The organism is Sphingomonas sp. BE138, assembly GCF_031456125.1.
In the GTDB taxonomy this organism is placed as follows: Bacteria; Pseudomonadota; Alphaproteobacteria; order Sphingomonadales; family Sphingomonadaceae; genus Sphingomonas.
On record NZ_JAVDUC010000001.1, the window covers coordinates 24,274 to 38,578 of the forward strand.

The window sequence follows — 14,305 nt, forward strand, 5'->3', positions numbered from 1 at the left end:
GAACCCGGCGCCGCTTCCGCGTCAGTGGATCAGACCCTAGAAGTCGAGGCGCAGCGTCGTCGAGATCGCGCGGCCCGTCAGCAGGCGACCGCGAACGATCCCGCTGGCGGGGATGCGATCCTCGTCGATGCCGGTCAGCGCGACCGCATCGAACAGGTTGGTGGCGTTGACCGACACCAGCAGCCGCTCGGTCGGGCGCACCTGCACGAAGGCATTCGTCGTCACATAGCCCGGCATCCGGAGCAGGTTGACGTCCTGCGCATAGCTGTCGGTGGTGCCGATGAAGACCGCGCCGAGCGCGAAGCGATCGTTGCTGATCTGTGGCGTCGCCTGGAAGATCAGGCTGGCCTGGTGGCGCGGCGTGTTGCCGTTCAGCGCCGAATTGACGAAGTCGCGCACGATCGTCGCATCGGTGTAGGTCGCGCCGCCGGTCAGCGAGAACAGGCCGTAGCGCAGCCCGCCTTCGAACTCGAGCCCCTTGGCGCGGTAGTCGCGCGCGATCACCGAACCGTTGGAGGTGTTGATGTTCGAATCCTGCGCATCGACGTGGAAGCCGGTCAGGTTCAGCGTCACGTTGCGGTGGCGGAACTTGACCCCCAGTTCGGCCTGCTTGACCGGGTCGTAGGCCGCCTGCGGGATCGCAAGTCCGCCGGAGGCATTGTCGATCACCGCGCCGAAGGTGAGGCGGTCGGCATTGGCGCGCGCGCCGCGGCTGTAGCGTGCGAACACCGCCAGCGGCTCGGCAATGCGGAAGTTCACGCCCGCCGAATAGGACAGGTAGCGATAGTCGTAGTCGACATTGCCCGGCGCGGACGGGGTCACGCCCACGCGCTGTTCGGCGGGCGAGATCACGCCGTCACCATCGACGTCGCGCGCGACCTGCCCGACGCGACCGCCGCCCAGCTCGACGCCGTAGACCTGGCCGTGGGCGCTGCCGAAATCGTAGCGCAGGCTGCCGCCGATCGACACGCGGCCGATGTGGTAATTGGCCGAGGCGAAGGGCGCGTTGACCGCATAGGACAGCCGCAGCGTGCGGCGCTGCGTGCCGGACAGCGGGTTGAGGGCATAGATGCCGTTGGCGGTGCGCGCGCGCCCGGCGCTGTCGAAGACGTCGAGCAGCGCCGCGTCGCCGCCGCCGCTCACCTCGGTCACCGCCACGCCGTAGAGGATCGAGGTGTCGATCTGCTGGCGCGCGGCGTAGAAGCCGGCGGTGGTCGTCAGGTCGCCGCCGCCCAGGTTCCACACGCGGCTGGCGCGCAGGTCGTTGGTGACGTTGCCGACATCCTGCTGGCGACGATCGCGGATGTTGTAGATCGCGATCAGGCCGTTGCCGTTCAGCGCGGCGGGCTCGGCGATCGCCTGGCCGGCGGCGGCACCGCTGGCGTAGCGGAACGAGCCGCCGGTCGCGCCGAGCCGCGTCAGCGCGGCGGCGGGCGACAGGTACAGGCTGCTGAACGGTCCGATCAGCCCGCCCGAGTGGCCGGCGACGCGGAAGCGCTCGGTAATCGTCCAGTCGGACAGCGCGAACTGCCCTTCCACGCCGAGCGCGCGCTCCTTGACGTGCTGTCCGTCGCGAATGTCCTACCGGACGGGCTGGTTCTGCTCGTCCAGCAGCACGACCGATTGCAGCGCGCGCGTGGACAGCGTGTCGTGGGTCGGATCGAAGCCGGGCACCGCCGCCAGCTTGGGATCGGCGTCGCTGCCGGTCACGCGCAGCGGCACCGAATCGTAGAAGGGCGAGCGGTCGTCGAGATACTTGGCGTAGAGGCGGATGTAGCCGTTGGCGAATTGGCGGGTCACGTTGCCCTTGAACTGGCCGCCGCGCTGCCCGTCGAAGCCGATGCGGCGCGGGCCCTCGCCCTGGCGGTAGAAGCCGCCGACGTGGAAGCGCCAGTCGTCGCCGAGATGGCCGCCGTAGTCGAAGTCGGCGCGATACTGGTCGAAGTCGAGCCCGGCGGTCAGCGCGACGGCGCCGCCCTCACGCTCCCCGGTCTTGGAGATGAAGTTGATGAGCCCGCCCGGCGAGTTGCTGGCGAAGGTGGAGGCGGAGCCGCCGCGGATCGCCTCCACCTGCGCCAGGTTGAGGTCGACGCGCAGGAAGCTGTCGGAGCTGGCGCCGACGATATCGCCGAACTCCATCACCGGCAGCCCGTCTTCCTGAAGCTGCACGAACTTGGCGCCCGAAGAGGACAGCGGCAGGCCGCGGATCGTGATGTTGGCGATGCTCTCGCCATTGGGGGCCTCGGCGAGCACGCCGGGGATGTCGCGCAGCAGCTCACCGACCGAGCGCGGCGCCAGCTTGGCGATCTCCGCCTCGCGCAGCACGCTGGTCGAGGTGGCGCTGTCGAGCCGGTCGCGGCCCTTGGCGACGCCGGTGGTCACCACGTCCTGCGCGGGCGCGACGGCCTGCGGCATCGCAGGGGCGGGATCGGCAGCCGCCGCGGTGGCGGCGATGACGCCAAGGGCGGCCGAGGTCATGAGAAAACAGCGTGTCAACGAAAGATCCCCTCCTGGCGACTGCTTCAGCCGCGAACGAGCCCTGCTACGCGCTAAGGTTTTGATTTTCCGTTACGTACGAACCGGCCGCATCGCCGCGCCGAACGGCCGGTCGCCGATCGCCGCCACCGGAACGGCGACTGTGCCAAAGCGGGTTGTTATTGTGTCGCCTTCGTGCGTAATCCCCGGATACCGCGTCGAGATCGGAGAGTGCGTGCCCCCGGAACTTCCCGCAGCACTGGTGGAGTATCTGCAACAGTCGCGCGTCGCCCTGGCGATCGCGGCGGCGGACGACGACAACCATCTGCTGATGGTCAACGCCCGCTTCTGCACGCTGACGGGCTACGCGCCCGAAGATGTCGTCGGGCGCAACTGCCGGATGTTGCAGCGCGACGCATCGAACGACGAACCGCGCGCGCGGCTGCGCGAGTTTCTTGCCCAGCCGCGGCAGGCGAACGTACGCACGCCGATCGTCAACTTCCGCAAGGACGGCACGCCGTTCGTCAACCTGCTCTACATGTCGCGGCTGCGGTCGATCGACGGCGCGACGACCTATATCTTCGCCTCGCAGTTCGATGTCAGCCGATCGCAGCCCGAATTGCTGAGCGATTACGATGCGCAACTGGCACAGACGCTGGGCCGGTTGACCCCGATCGCCGGTGACGCCGGGATCGTGGTGGAGGGCACGCTGCTGACCATCGCCAACAGCGCGGCGACCGTCGCCCAGGCCAAGATGATGCTGGCCGGGCTGGAGACGGACGTCCGTGCATAGCAGTGGGGCGCCCCGTACGCCCGCACCCGCGCGCCCCGCGTCGGTCGCGGTGCCGGTGGTGGGGATCGGCGCATCGGCGGGCGGGCTGGAGGCGCTGCGCGAGATGCTGGCGCCCGCGCGGATGCCGACCGGGCTGGCGTTCGTCGTCGTCCAGCACCTGGATCCGCATCACGAAAGCATGCTGGCGCAGCTGCTCGACCGCGCCACGTCGCTGGAGGTGCTGCAATGCGCGGGCGGCGAGCGGATCGGGGCGGATACGGTCTATATCATTCCGCCGGGAAGGGGGCTGGCGATCCGGGACGGCGTGCTGGAGCTCACCGATTTCCAGCAGCCGCGCGGGCTGCGGCGCCCGATCGACGACTTCTTCCTGTCGCTGGCCAGCGACCAGCAATCGAATGCCGCCTGCGTGATCCTGTCGGGCACCGGCGCGGACGGAACGACCGGGTTGCGTGCCATCAAGGAGAACGGCGGGGTCGGCGTCGTCCAGCAGCCCGAGAGCGCGCGCTACGACGGGATGCCGCTGTCGGCGGTGGGCACCGGCCTGATCGACTTCGTGAAGCCGGCCGGCGAAATCCTGGAATGCCTGCAAGGCTTCTTCCAGCGCCGGAACACCGACCCGCGCGAGCGCGAGGCCGGGGTGGTCGCGGATCACGTCGACGAGCTGTGCCGCGTGCTGCGTACCGCAATCGGGCACGACTTTTCGGGCTACAAGCGCTCGACGCTGATCCGCCGGGTCGAGCGGCGGATGCACGTGCTGGGGATCGACACCGGCCGCGCGTATCTGGCGCGGATCAAAAGCGACAGCGACGAGTGCGAGGCGCTGTTCCGCGACCTGCTGATCAACGTCACCCGCTTCTTCCGCGATCCGGAGGCGTTCGAGACGCTGCGCACGCGCGTGATCGAGCCGCTGCTGCGCGAGCGCGCGACGGACGACGAATTGCGCATCTGGGTGCCGGGCTGTTCGAGCGGCGAGGAAGCGTACACGATCGCGATGCTGTTCGCGGAAGCGGCGCGCACCACGGGGGCGCCGCTGGCCGTGCAGATCTTCGCCACCGACATCGACGAGCAGATGCTGACGATCGCGCGCGCGGGCAGCTATCCCAATGCGGCGCTGATGGACCTGCCGGCGGGCTTGCGCGAGCGCTATGTCGTGCCGCATGCCGACCGGTTCACGATCGCGGCGTCGATCCGCGACATGATCCGCTTTTCCAACCACAGCCTGGTCAAGGATCCGCCGTTCTCGCGGGTGGACCTGGTGTCGTGTCGCAACCTGCTGATCTATTTCGACGACCGGTTGCAGCGATCGGTGGTGCCGCTGTTCCACTATGCGCTGCGGCCCGGCGGTTACCTGTTCCTGGGACCGTCCGAGAGCGTCGGCCGTTTCGAGCAATTGTTCACGCCCGTCGACCAGCATGCGCGGCTGTACGAGCGTGCGCCGGGGGCGCCGAGCTATCCGATCGACCTGCCGGGCAACACGATCCCGTCCACGGCGCGGCGCGGGCGTGATCCGGGCAGTCGCGACGGCCCGGCGCTGGCGAACGAGAGCGTCGCGATCCGCCGTATCGTCGAACGCTATGCGCCCGCCAGCCTGATCGTCGACCAGGACGGCGCGATCCTGTCCGCCTACGGCAAGCTGAGCCGCTACTTCGAATTTCCGGTAACGCGGGCCGGCGGGAGCAGCGCGGTGAATCTGGCGCGGGCGGGCCTGCGCACCGTCATCGGTCCGCTGCTGCGGCAGGCACGCGACGAGCGCCGCCGCGTGGTGGCGCGCGATGTCGAGGTCGAGACCGATTACGGCATCCAGCCGGTCGAGGTGATCTGCGACCCGCTGGGCGACGGAACGTTGCTGTTCGTGTTCCGCGACAGCGGCGCGTTCCGCCCGTCCGACCAGGACGAGCTGGAGGATTTGGCCGCCACCGACGATCATCTGGAGGCGATCGAGGACGAACTGCGGCTCACCCGGCACCGCTTGCGTACGGCGATCGAGGAACTGGAGACCGCGAACGAGGAGCTGAAGAGCTCCAACGAAGAAATGATGTCGATGAACGAGGAGCTCCAGTCGACCAACGAGGAGCTGTCGACGGTCAACGACGAACTGAAGAGCAAGGTCGAGCAGCTGACGGTCGCGATCGCCGACCTGCGCAATTTCCACCAGTCGACCGAGCTGGCCGTGGTGGTGCTCGACGCCGAGCTGCACGTGCGCAGCTATACCGAGGCGGCGGTGTCGATCTTCCCGTTGCAGCCCGGCGACCGGGGGCGCCCGCTGAGCGATGTCGCCAGCCGGTTGCGCGGGACCGAGTATCTCGACGATGCGCGCGCCGTGGCGGCAGGCGGCGCGGCGACGCAGCGGCGGGTGACGACCAGCGACGGTGCGCGGGTGCTGTCGCTGCGCGTGCTGCCGTACCGGACGCAAACCGGCAAGGTCGACGGCACGACTTTGGTGCTGACCGATATCACCGAGGCGTTGTCGCTCGAGCGACAGCTGGCGGCCGAGCGCGAGCGGCTGGACCTGGCGATCAAGGCGGCCGGGATCGGGGTGTGGGAATATTGCCCGGAAACCGGCGAGACGGTGCTCGATCCGGTCGAACGGGAATTGTTCGGTGTGGCCGGCACCGAGGCCGCGCGCATCGACCCGTTGCTCGACCGGATCGAGCCCGGCGACCGCGGCACGGTGGAGACAGCGCTGCGTCGCGCGGTGGAGCGCAACGGCGACTTCGAAGCGACCTTCCGGGTCGTCGCCGGCGATACCACGCGCTGGATCAAGGGCTTCGGCCGCGTGATCGCGGGCAGCCATCCCCCGCGATTGCTGGGCGTGTCGATCGACGTGACCCCCGAATATACGCTCGCCGACACGCGCGACCTGATGCTGCGCGAGATGAACCACCGCGTGAAGAACCTGTTCGCGGTGATCGCGGGAATGATCACCGTCGCGGCGCGCAACCACCAGGAGGTGCGCGCCTTCGCCGGCGATCTGCGCCGCCGCATCGCCGCGCTGGGATCGGCGCACTCGCTTGCCTCGCCGGCCGGGCAGCCGCAGGCGATCGGGCTGGCGGCGCTGGTGGACGCAACGCTGGCGCCGTACCGGGACCATTCGCGGATCACGATCGAGGGGCCGGTCGTGGCGCTGGAGCGGAACTGCCTGTCGTCGTTGGCGCTGGTGCTCCACGAGTGGGCGACGAACTCGGTAAAGTATGGCGCGCTGCACGGCGAGGCGGAGGCGGCGGAGGCGGAAGGAACCGGGTTGAGCGTCCGCTGGCGCACCGATGCGGACGGGCTGGAGCTGGTGTGGGAGGAAACCGGGCGCGACGATCAGGCGGCGACGCCGACGCAGCGCGGGTTCGGATCGTTGCTGGTCGAGACGAGCGTGCGACAAATGCGCGGCGAGGTGGGGAGCGAGGCGGCGGGTCGATCGTTTCGGCTGCGTATGAAACTTCCGACGAGCGTGCTGGCCTGTGACTGATCGCGATATCGACGACGTGCTTCTGGTGGAGGACGAGCTGTTCATCGCGCTCGACCTTCAGGAAACGATCGAGGAGGCCGGGTTTCGCGTGGTCGGCCCGTGCGCGACGATCGTCGAGGCGCAGGCCGAGATCGATCGCCACGCGGGGCGGTTCGCGGTGGCGGTGCTCGACATGCGGCTGGCGGACGGCGCGGTCTTCCCGGCCGCCGACCGGTTGCACGACGCGGGCGTGCCGCTGCTGTTCCATTCGGGCCATGCCGACGATGCGGCGCTGAGGCAGCGGTATCCGACCGCGACGGTATGTCCAAAGCCGAGCGCGCCCGATACGCTGGCAGCGGCGCTGCGGCGGTGTGCGGACCGGCGACGGGCCGCCTGACGGATCATGGGCGTCGGCGGGGCACGGCGACACCGGTCACCCGTTCGAAGGCTTACGCTTTGCCGTCGATGCGCATCGACATAATTGCCGACGAGTTCATGTGACTGCGGCGCAGCGGAGCAGATCCGGAGCGTTCCGATCCGGCGCCTGACCTTGCTTGGCCGGCGTACGGTGCCGAGGGGAGCGCCTCGCAGCGCCCCCCTGGCCGATCTTACTTGCCGCGCAGCGTGTTCAGGAGGGCGAGGCCCACCACGCCGCCGACCGCGGCCGCGGCCCACGGGCGTTCGTTGACGAAGCGACGTGCCTGATCGAGGAACGGCGCGACGGCGTCCTTGGCTTCGCCGTAGGTCTTCTGGACGGTGCCGTCGACGCGGTCGGCCGTGCCCTCGGCGCGCAGCTGATCGTCGTTGAACGCCTTGCCCAGGCCTTCCTTCAGCTTGCCGCCCAGATCGTTGGTCGTGCCGGTCAGCGTGTCGCTGTTCATCGAACGTCTCCTTGGTTGGAATGGACCGCACCGGGACCGCCCGATGCGGGTTCGACGGCTAAACCGGGATCAGGCGTGCTTCGTTCCCTGCCTAGCGCACCGGCGCGAGCTTCGCAGCGGACGCTTCGTGGAGATGCGCCTCCAGCTCCGCGGCGCGGTGCTGCGCGGTGTGTTCGGCGAGCACGCGCGCACGCCCGGCGGTGCCGATCGCGTCGAGGTCCGGGCGGGCGAGGGCCGCCTCGACGTCGGCGGCGGTGTCGGCGAGCAGGATCTCTGCATCGGGGGTCAGCAGCTCGTCGATGCCGGGCCAGCGATCGGAGACGATCGGGGTGCCGCACGCGGTCGCCTCGAACAGCCGCACCGAGGGCGACCAGCCGGCGGCGATCATGTCCGCGCGGGTGACGTTGAGCGTCGCGCGGCTGGCGGAATAGAAATCGGCATGGTCGGCGGGCGCAAGATGCTCGATCCGCTCGACATTCGCGGGCCAGTCGATCGTCGCGGGATATTGCGGGCCGGCGACGACGAAGCGCTTGTCGGGGTGGCGGCGCGCGGGTTCGATCAGCAGCCGCTCGAGCGTCGGCTGGCGATCGTCGCTGTAGGTGCCGAGATAGGACAGATCCCAGCGCTTCGCGGCGCCCGTCGGGCGGTAGCGATCGGCATCGACCGAGCAATACAGCGCGCGCGCCGCGGGGCTGCCGTAGCGCTCCTCGATCAGCCGCAAGGTCGGGCCGCCGGTGAAGGAGCAATAGACGTCGTAGCCGGGAATGACCTCCGGCGATACATAGTCGCACGCGCCGCGATCCAGCCTGGCGAGCGTCACCGGCGTGTCGATGTCGTAGAAGGTGGTGGTGCCGTGCGCCCATTGCTGGACGAGGCGACCCACCGCGATACCGTCCGGAACGTAGGAGCCGACCATCACCGCATCGGCCTGCGCGATCTCGGTGCGCCAGTCGGCTAATGCCTCGAGGCTGCCGTAGAGTTCGAGGCGGCAGTAATCGGGGGCGGGTTCGTCGCGGTGCGCGGCATACCAGGGCATGTCGCGTTCGAGGAACAGCACGTCGTGCCCGCGTGCGGCGAAGGCGCGGAGCAGCGCGCGAAAGGTGGTGGCGTGGCCGTTGCCCCAGCTGGAGCTGAGCGAGAGGCCGAGGACGACGAGCTTCATCACGCCGCCTCGCGCTGGCGCGCGGCATGCGCCTTGAAGAGCGTGTCGACCTGCTGCCCGCGCAGGTCGTAGGTGTGTTCGGCGAGCACGCGCCGGAGCGCCGCCTGGCCGATCGCCTGCGCGCGTTCGGTCGTCAAGGCGGCGAGATGGTCGGCGACGTCCTGCCCGTCGCGCGCGACCAGCACTTCGTGGTCGGGGGCCAGGAACAGCTCGATTCCCTCCCAGGCGTCGGTGATGAGGCAGGCGGCGGCGCCGGCCGCCTCGAACACGCGGGTGGCGGGGGAGAAGCCGATGTGCGCCATCGAATCGCGCGCGACGTTGAGGACGGCGCGCGGGGTGCAGTTGAACGCGTTGTGCTCGGCGGTGAAGACATGGCCGCGGTGGCGGACGTTGGCGGGCATCGCCTTGCTATCCCAGCCGTTCCCGCCGATCAGGAAGCGTTGTCCGGGCAGCAGGGCGGCGGGGCGGAGGAAGAATTCCTCGACGCGGGCTTCGCGGTCCGGAAGGCGGTTGCCGAGGAAGGCGAGATCGCAGGCGAAGCGATCGTCGGCGGGCACCGGGTGATGGGTCTGCGGGTCCAGGGCGTTGTAAACGGGGACGCATTCCACCGCGCCGAACCCGCGGTAGGCGTTCACGACCGGGTCGCCGCCGCCGTAGGTGAGGACCATGTCGAGGTGCGGCAGCGCGGCGGTCACCGGATGGTCGGGGTCGGCGCGCATTTCGTCGAGGGTGGCGGCGGCGTCGACGTCCCAGAAGATCCTGAGCGCGCCCGGGCGAGCGTTCGCGATAACCCCTTCGAGCAGCTCGCGATCGAACACGCCGACGCCGTTCGCCTTGACGACGATGTCGGCATTCGCGGCCTCCGCCAATACGTTACGCAAGCCTTCCGGGGTGGCGGGGTAGACGACCACCTTCGCGTACGAGGGGGGATCGATGTCGCGGTGTTGTTGGCGGTCGAAGGCGTCGGGTTCGTAGAAGGTGATGTCGTAGCCGCGTTCGCCGAGCGCACGCAAAATGCCGCGATAATAGGTAGCTGCACCATTCCAATAGGAGGACAGCAGGCTGGATCCGTAGAAGGCGATCTTCACGCAGGTGTGCTCCGGGAGTGCGAGGGTGCATCGATCGTGCCCAAAATAGCGAGCAATTCGTCGACGCGGTGCGCGCAAGTGTGGCGTTTCAGGATGGTGTCGAGCCCTGCGGTCGCCAGCGACGCACGAAGCGCAGGATCGTGGCGAAGATCGCCGAGGATCCGCGTCATGTCGTCGGGCGTGTCCGCGAAGAGGAAGTCGGTGCCGGGGCGGAACAACCCCTCGGCATCGTCCCACGGCGCGCTGGCGAGCGGCAGGCCGCAGGCGAGCGCCTCGAACACGCGGATTGTCGGGATGCCGGGCAGGATCGTCGTGTAATAGCGGCGGGGCACGTGGACGGTCGCCAGCGCGCGCGCGAAGATCGCCGGCGCGGCGGCATTGGGTGCCCAGCCGTGATAGCGTGCGCCGTAACCGGCGAGCATCGCCCTGGCCTCGTCCGGGTAGCGGACGCCGTAGATATCGAGCGGCAGCCCGGCGGCGCGGGCGGGAGCGAGGAGATAGTCCTCGATCTCCGCAGTGCGTTCGCCATCGCCCCAATTGCCGATCCAGACCAGCCCATCGCGCCGTTCACCGTCGACGGGGAAGAAGCGGCGGGTGTCGGCGGCCTCGTGCCAGGTCCAGACGCGGTCGCCCCAGCCCCAGTCGCGATAGACGCGCGACAGCGTCTCGCCGAACGCGAGCACCCCGTCGTAACCGTCGAGGTCGTAGGCGCGCATCTCCTCGGGCGCGCTGACCGCGCGGTGATGGGTGTCGTGGAACAGCAACGTGAACCGCGCGCCGTCGCGACGCAGCTTGCCCAGCGCGGCGACGAGGTCGTGCGCATTCCATTCGTGGACGATCACGACATCGGCGCCGTCGACCAGCGCCGCCACGTCGGCATCGGCGGCGAAGGTGCGCGACGACAATTCGGGATAGGCGGCGCGATAGGCGTCCAGCCCCGCCTCACCACTGTCCGACAGCAGGTTGTCGAGGCTCCACGCGCCGGCGGGCTCATAGACCTTCACGTCGTGCCCGCGCGCGAGCAGTTCGGACATGATGCCGCGCAGGAAATGCGCGTTGCCGTGGTTCCAGCACGACGCCAGGCTGTGGGTGAAATAGACGAACCTCATGCCGCGGCGCGCCGGTTGGCGTCGATGGCGCGCCGAAGGACGGCGGCGGTCGCGGCGGCGGTACGCTGGGGCGTGTAGGCGAGCGCGCGCGCGCGGGCATCGGCACCCGCGCCCGCGCGACGGTCCGGCTCGGCGGCGAGCCGCGCGATCGCGGCGGCGAAGCCGGCGGCATCGTCGGCGGCGACGAAGGTGGCGACGCCGTCCCACAATTCGCGGAAGGTGGGAATGTCGGAGAGGACGAGCGCGCAGCCGGTCAGCGCCGCCTCCAGCACCGCCAGCCCGAACGGTTCGTAGCGCGCGGCACTGGCGAAGATCGGCCGACCCGACAGCGCGTGCGCGACCGCGGCGTCGCTGATCCGGCCGAGCGGTTCGAGATGGCGCAGCGCGACACGTTCGCCGTGCGGGCCGCGCGCCGGCCCGGCGGCGCGAAACGGCAGCGACAGCGCGGCGGCGGCGGCATCGAGGACGGCAACGTTCTTGGCGCGGTCCCACAACCGCCCGGCGGTGAAGGCGCGCGCGTCGAGCGCGCCGGTCGCGGCGGGGAGCGTGCGGCCGTTGTGGATCGCCAGCGGCGCGACCGGAAGCGCGTAACGCCGCTGGACGGTGGCGGCAAAGGCGCGGGTGGGGCAGACGATCGTGTCGGCGCGGGCAAGGCCGCGCGCGACCAGATCGGTCTGCCACGCCAGATCGGCGGGGAGCGGGCCGTGCTCGACCGCGTCCCACCAGCTGGCGACGCAGCTGTGCACGACCGCGACGACCGGCATGGCGAAGCGCGCGACCGCGAGCGCGGGCTGGTTGAGCTGGACGACATCGACCGCGCGCGCCGCCGCGAGCGCGGCGATCGCGTCGGCGGACCGCGCCACCGCGTCCGCGTCTGTTGCAAGCCAGTCGAGCGGCAGGCCGGTGTCGATCAGCGTGACGCCCGCCGCCTGTGCCTGCGTGCGATGCGTCTCGCGGGGTGCGGGGCCAAGCGTGGCGAGATCCACCGACCAGCCGGCGCGCACCAGATCGGCGGCGAGGCCGAGCGCATATTGCCAGACGCCGCCGACCGTATCGGCGGTCATCAACAAGCGCCCGCTGCGACAAGCTGTCACGCAGCGGCCTCGATGGCGACCTCTGGTACGCCGCGCTCGCGCGTCAGCCAGTCGGCGAGCGCGCCGACCCCCTCGCGCCAGTCGCGGCGCGGCGGCAGCGACAGCGCGGCCTGCGCAGCGCGCGCATCGGCGACGAAGTAGCGCTGGTCGCCGGCACGCCAGCTCGAATAGCGCACATCGACCGGGCGACCGGTGAGCGTCGCGATATGCGCGAGCAACTGGCGCAGGCTGACCGCATTGTCGGGGCCGCCACCAAGGTTGAAGGCGCGACCCGCCACATCGTCGATCCGCTGCCATGCGGCGAGATAGGCGTTCACCGCGTCGCGCACGTCGAGCACGTCACGGACCTGATGCCCGTCGCCGTACAGCGTGATCGGCTCGCCGTTCAGCGCACGGATCAGGAAGTGCGCGACCCAGCCCTGATCCTCGGTGCCCATCTGCCGCTGCCCGTAGATGCAGCTCATCCGGAACACGCAGGTCTTCAGCCCGAAACTGCGCGCGTAATCGAGGACATATTGGTCGGCTGCGCCCTTCGACACGCCATAGGGCGTGTGGAAGTCGAGCGGGCGCGCCTCGCCGATGCCGTGCGCGCGGACGTGCGCGTCGACGGGGCGATAGGCGTCGTCCTCCAGCGCGAAATCGAGGTCGGCGAGGTCGCCGTACACCTTGTTGGTGGAAGCGAAGATCAGCGGAACGTGCGGGGCACGGGTGCGCAGCGCCTCGAGCAGCTGGAAGGTGGCGGTGATATTGGTGGAGAAATCGTCCGCCGGGTCGTCGAGGCTGGTCGTGACCGCGACCTGCGCGGCGAAGTGGAACACCGCCTTCGCCCTTGCGACCTCGTCGGCGAGGCGCGCGGCGTCGCGGACGTCGGCGTGGACGAAGCGGATGCGGTGGCCGTGGCGCTTGCGCAGCCAGTCCAGGTTGCGCTCCACGCCGGCGCGCGCGAGCCGATCGTAGACGACCACGTCATGGCCGTCGCCCGCGAGCCGGTCGGCGAGGTTCGATCCGATGAAGCCGGCGCCGCCGGTCACCAGCACCGGCCCTCCCGTTCCTTCCGGCGTCATGCGACCAGCCCGCGCTTCTCGAGCTCGGCGCGCATCGTCGCGACCTTGTCCTCGGCAGTCTGCTGCGCGACCCATTCGGCCAGCTCGGCGAGCCCGGCGGTGAAATCCTGCCGTGCGCGGAAATCGAGCCGGTCCTGCGCCAGCGTGGTGTCGCAGAAGCAATGGCGGATATCGCCGATCCGCGCCTTGCCGACGATTTCGGGCGCGAGTTCGTTCTTGCCCATCGCCTTCGCGAGTTCGGTCGCGACCTCGGTCACCGACCGGTCGTGGCCCGAACCGATGTTGAAGGTGCCGCCGACCGCCTGCGGCAGGAACAGCGCATCCGCGAAGGCGCGCGCCACGTCGCTGACGTGCACGAAGTCGCGGCGCTGCTCGCCGTCCTCGAAGATCATCGGCTGCTGCCCGTTGAGCAGCCGCGAGGCGAATATCGCCAGCACGCCGGTATAGGGATTGGAGAGCGCCTGGCCGGGGCCGTAGACGTTGAAGAGGCGCAGGCAGACGCCCTCGATCCCGTAGGGCGCCGCCATGATGTGCGTCGTGCGTTCCTGCACGTACTTGTTCAGCGCGTAGATCGAGGCGAGGTTCGGCTGCTTCCACTCCGGCGTGGCGACCGGGGTGAGCGGGCGGCCCTGCGCGTCGACCGGTTCCCAGTTGGTCAGGCCGTCGCGCAGCCCCTTGCGCTCGGCATCCTGCACCATGTTGCCGTCAGCGTCGCGATACAGCCCCTCGCCGTAGATCGACATCGACGAAGCGGTGACGACGCGGCGCACCGGCTTGTCGATCAGCTTCTCGAACAGCACGGCGGTGCCGACGTCGTTGGTCGAGGTATAGCGCTCGACCTCGTACATCGACTGGCCCACGCCGACCTCGGCGGCGAGGTGGATGACGCTGTCGACGCCGTCGAGCGCCTTGGTAACCACGTCGCCGTTGCGGACGTCGCCGCGGATCAGCTCGACCTCGTCATTGAGGAGCGGGGGACGTTCGCAATCGCCGTGGACCTGCTCGATCAGGCTGTCGAGCACGCGTACCTTGTGCCCGCGCGACAGCAACTCATCGGCAACGAAACGGCCGATGAAACCGGCCCCGCCGGTGATGAGAATGGATTCCACGCCGATATTCTCCCGCCCCACGATTGATTTGGATCAATGACACGCGCGTGCATTGCTGTTTGATTACGTGGGCAAGAACATCTTCTACTTA

General features: G+C 69.5%; 12 protein-coding genes. 3 read left to right on the top strand and 9 right to left on the bottom strand.

Annotation, left to right across the window (positions count from 1 at the left end):
- Window positions 1-36: 36 nt before the first annotated feature.
- Both J2Y58_RS00125 and J2Y58_RS00130 read right to left on the bottom strand, forming a co-directional pair.
- Complete coding sequence (locus J2Y58_RS00125) at window positions 37-1,539, bottom strand: TonB-dependent receptor (RefSeq protein ID WP_310096849.1); 1,503 nt, start codon at window positions 1,537-1,539, stop codon at window positions 37-39.
- Window positions 1,540-1,581: 42 nt separating this feature from the next.
- Window positions 1,582-2,478 carry a TonB-dependent receptor plug domain-containing protein gene (locus tag J2Y58_RS00130; RefSeq protein ID WP_310096851.1) on the bottom strand — a complete coding sequence of 299 codons (897 nt, stop codon included), beginning with the start codon at window positions 2,476-2,478 and terminating at the stop codon, window positions 1,582-1,584.
- 232 nt (window positions 2,479-2,710) lie between these two features.
- Here J2Y58_RS00130 and J2Y58_RS00135 point away from each other — a divergent pair, with 232 nt between their 5' ends.
- The 3 genes from J2Y58_RS00135 to J2Y58_RS00145 are packed head-to-tail and all read left to right on the top strand — an operon-like array spanning window position 2,711 to window position 7,104.
- Entirely contained in the window at window positions 2,711-3,268 is a 558-nt protein-coding gene (locus J2Y58_RS00135) for a PAS domain-containing protein (protein WP_310096856.1), read from the top strand.
- Window positions 3,261-6,728, top strand: a complete 3,468-nt coding sequence (locus J2Y58_RS00140) for a CheR family methyltransferase (protein WP_310096859.1) — start codon at window positions 3,261-3,263, stop codon at window positions 6,726-6,728. The genes J2Y58_RS00135 and J2Y58_RS00140 overlap by 8 nt, the downstream gene beginning before the upstream one ends.
- Window positions 6,721-7,104, top strand: a complete 384-nt coding sequence (locus J2Y58_RS00145) for a response regulator (RefSeq protein ID WP_310096862.1) — start codon at window positions 6,721-6,723, stop codon at window positions 7,102-7,104. Before J2Y58_RS00140 ends, J2Y58_RS00145 begins: the two co-directional genes overlap by 8 nt.
- A 211-nt stretch (window positions 7,105-7,315) precedes the next feature.
- Here the strand turns inward: J2Y58_RS00145 and J2Y58_RS00150 are convergent, their stop codons facing one another.
- From J2Y58_RS00150 to J2Y58_RS00180, 7 genes are all read right to left on the bottom strand, one after another.
- Window positions 7,316-7,588, bottom strand: a complete 273-nt coding sequence (locus J2Y58_RS00150; RefSeq protein ID WP_310096865.1) for a CsbD family protein — start codon at window positions 7,586-7,588, stop codon at window positions 7,316-7,318.
- 91 nt (window positions 7,589-7,679) lie between these two features.
- Window positions 7,680-8,750, bottom strand: coding sequence for a glycosyltransferase (locus J2Y58_RS00155; RefSeq protein ID WP_310096868.1), 1,071 nt, complete (start codon window positions 8,748-8,750; stop codon window positions 7,680-7,682).
- On the bottom strand, window positions 8,750-9,838 hold the full coding sequence (locus tag J2Y58_RS00160; RefSeq protein WP_310096871.1) for a glycosyltransferase: 1,089 nt from the start codon (window positions 9,836-9,838) through the stop codon (window positions 8,750-8,752). The genes J2Y58_RS00155 and J2Y58_RS00160 overlap by 1 nt, the downstream gene beginning before the upstream one ends.
- Window positions 9,835-10,947 (bottom strand): glycosyltransferase, encoded by a 1,113-nt coding sequence (locus tag J2Y58_RS00165; RefSeq protein WP_310096874.1) that lies wholly within the window; start codon window positions 10,945-10,947, stop codon window positions 9,835-9,837. Before J2Y58_RS00165 ends, J2Y58_RS00160 begins: the two co-directional genes overlap by 4 nt.
- Complete coding sequence (locus tag J2Y58_RS00170; RefSeq protein ID WP_310096877.1) at window positions 10,944-12,011, bottom strand: glycosyltransferase; 1,068 nt, start codon at window positions 12,009-12,011, stop codon at window positions 10,944-10,946. Before J2Y58_RS00170 ends, J2Y58_RS00165 begins: the two co-directional genes overlap by 4 nt.
- A 26-nt stretch (window positions 12,012-12,037) precedes the next feature.
- On the bottom strand, window positions 12,038-13,105 hold the full coding sequence (locus J2Y58_RS00175) for an SDR family NAD(P)-dependent oxidoreductase (protein ID WP_310096880.1): 1,068 nt from the start codon (window positions 13,103-13,105) through the stop codon (window positions 12,038-12,040).
- Window positions 13,102-14,214: an NAD-dependent epimerase/dehydratase family protein gene (locus tag J2Y58_RS00180; protein ID WP_310096883.1), complete on the bottom strand. Its 1,113-nt coding sequence runs from the start codon at window positions 14,212-14,214 to the stop codon at window positions 13,102-13,104. The genes J2Y58_RS00175 and J2Y58_RS00180 overlap by 4 nt, the downstream gene beginning before the upstream one ends.
- Between the last annotated feature and the right edge of the window lie 91 nt (window positions 14,215-14,305).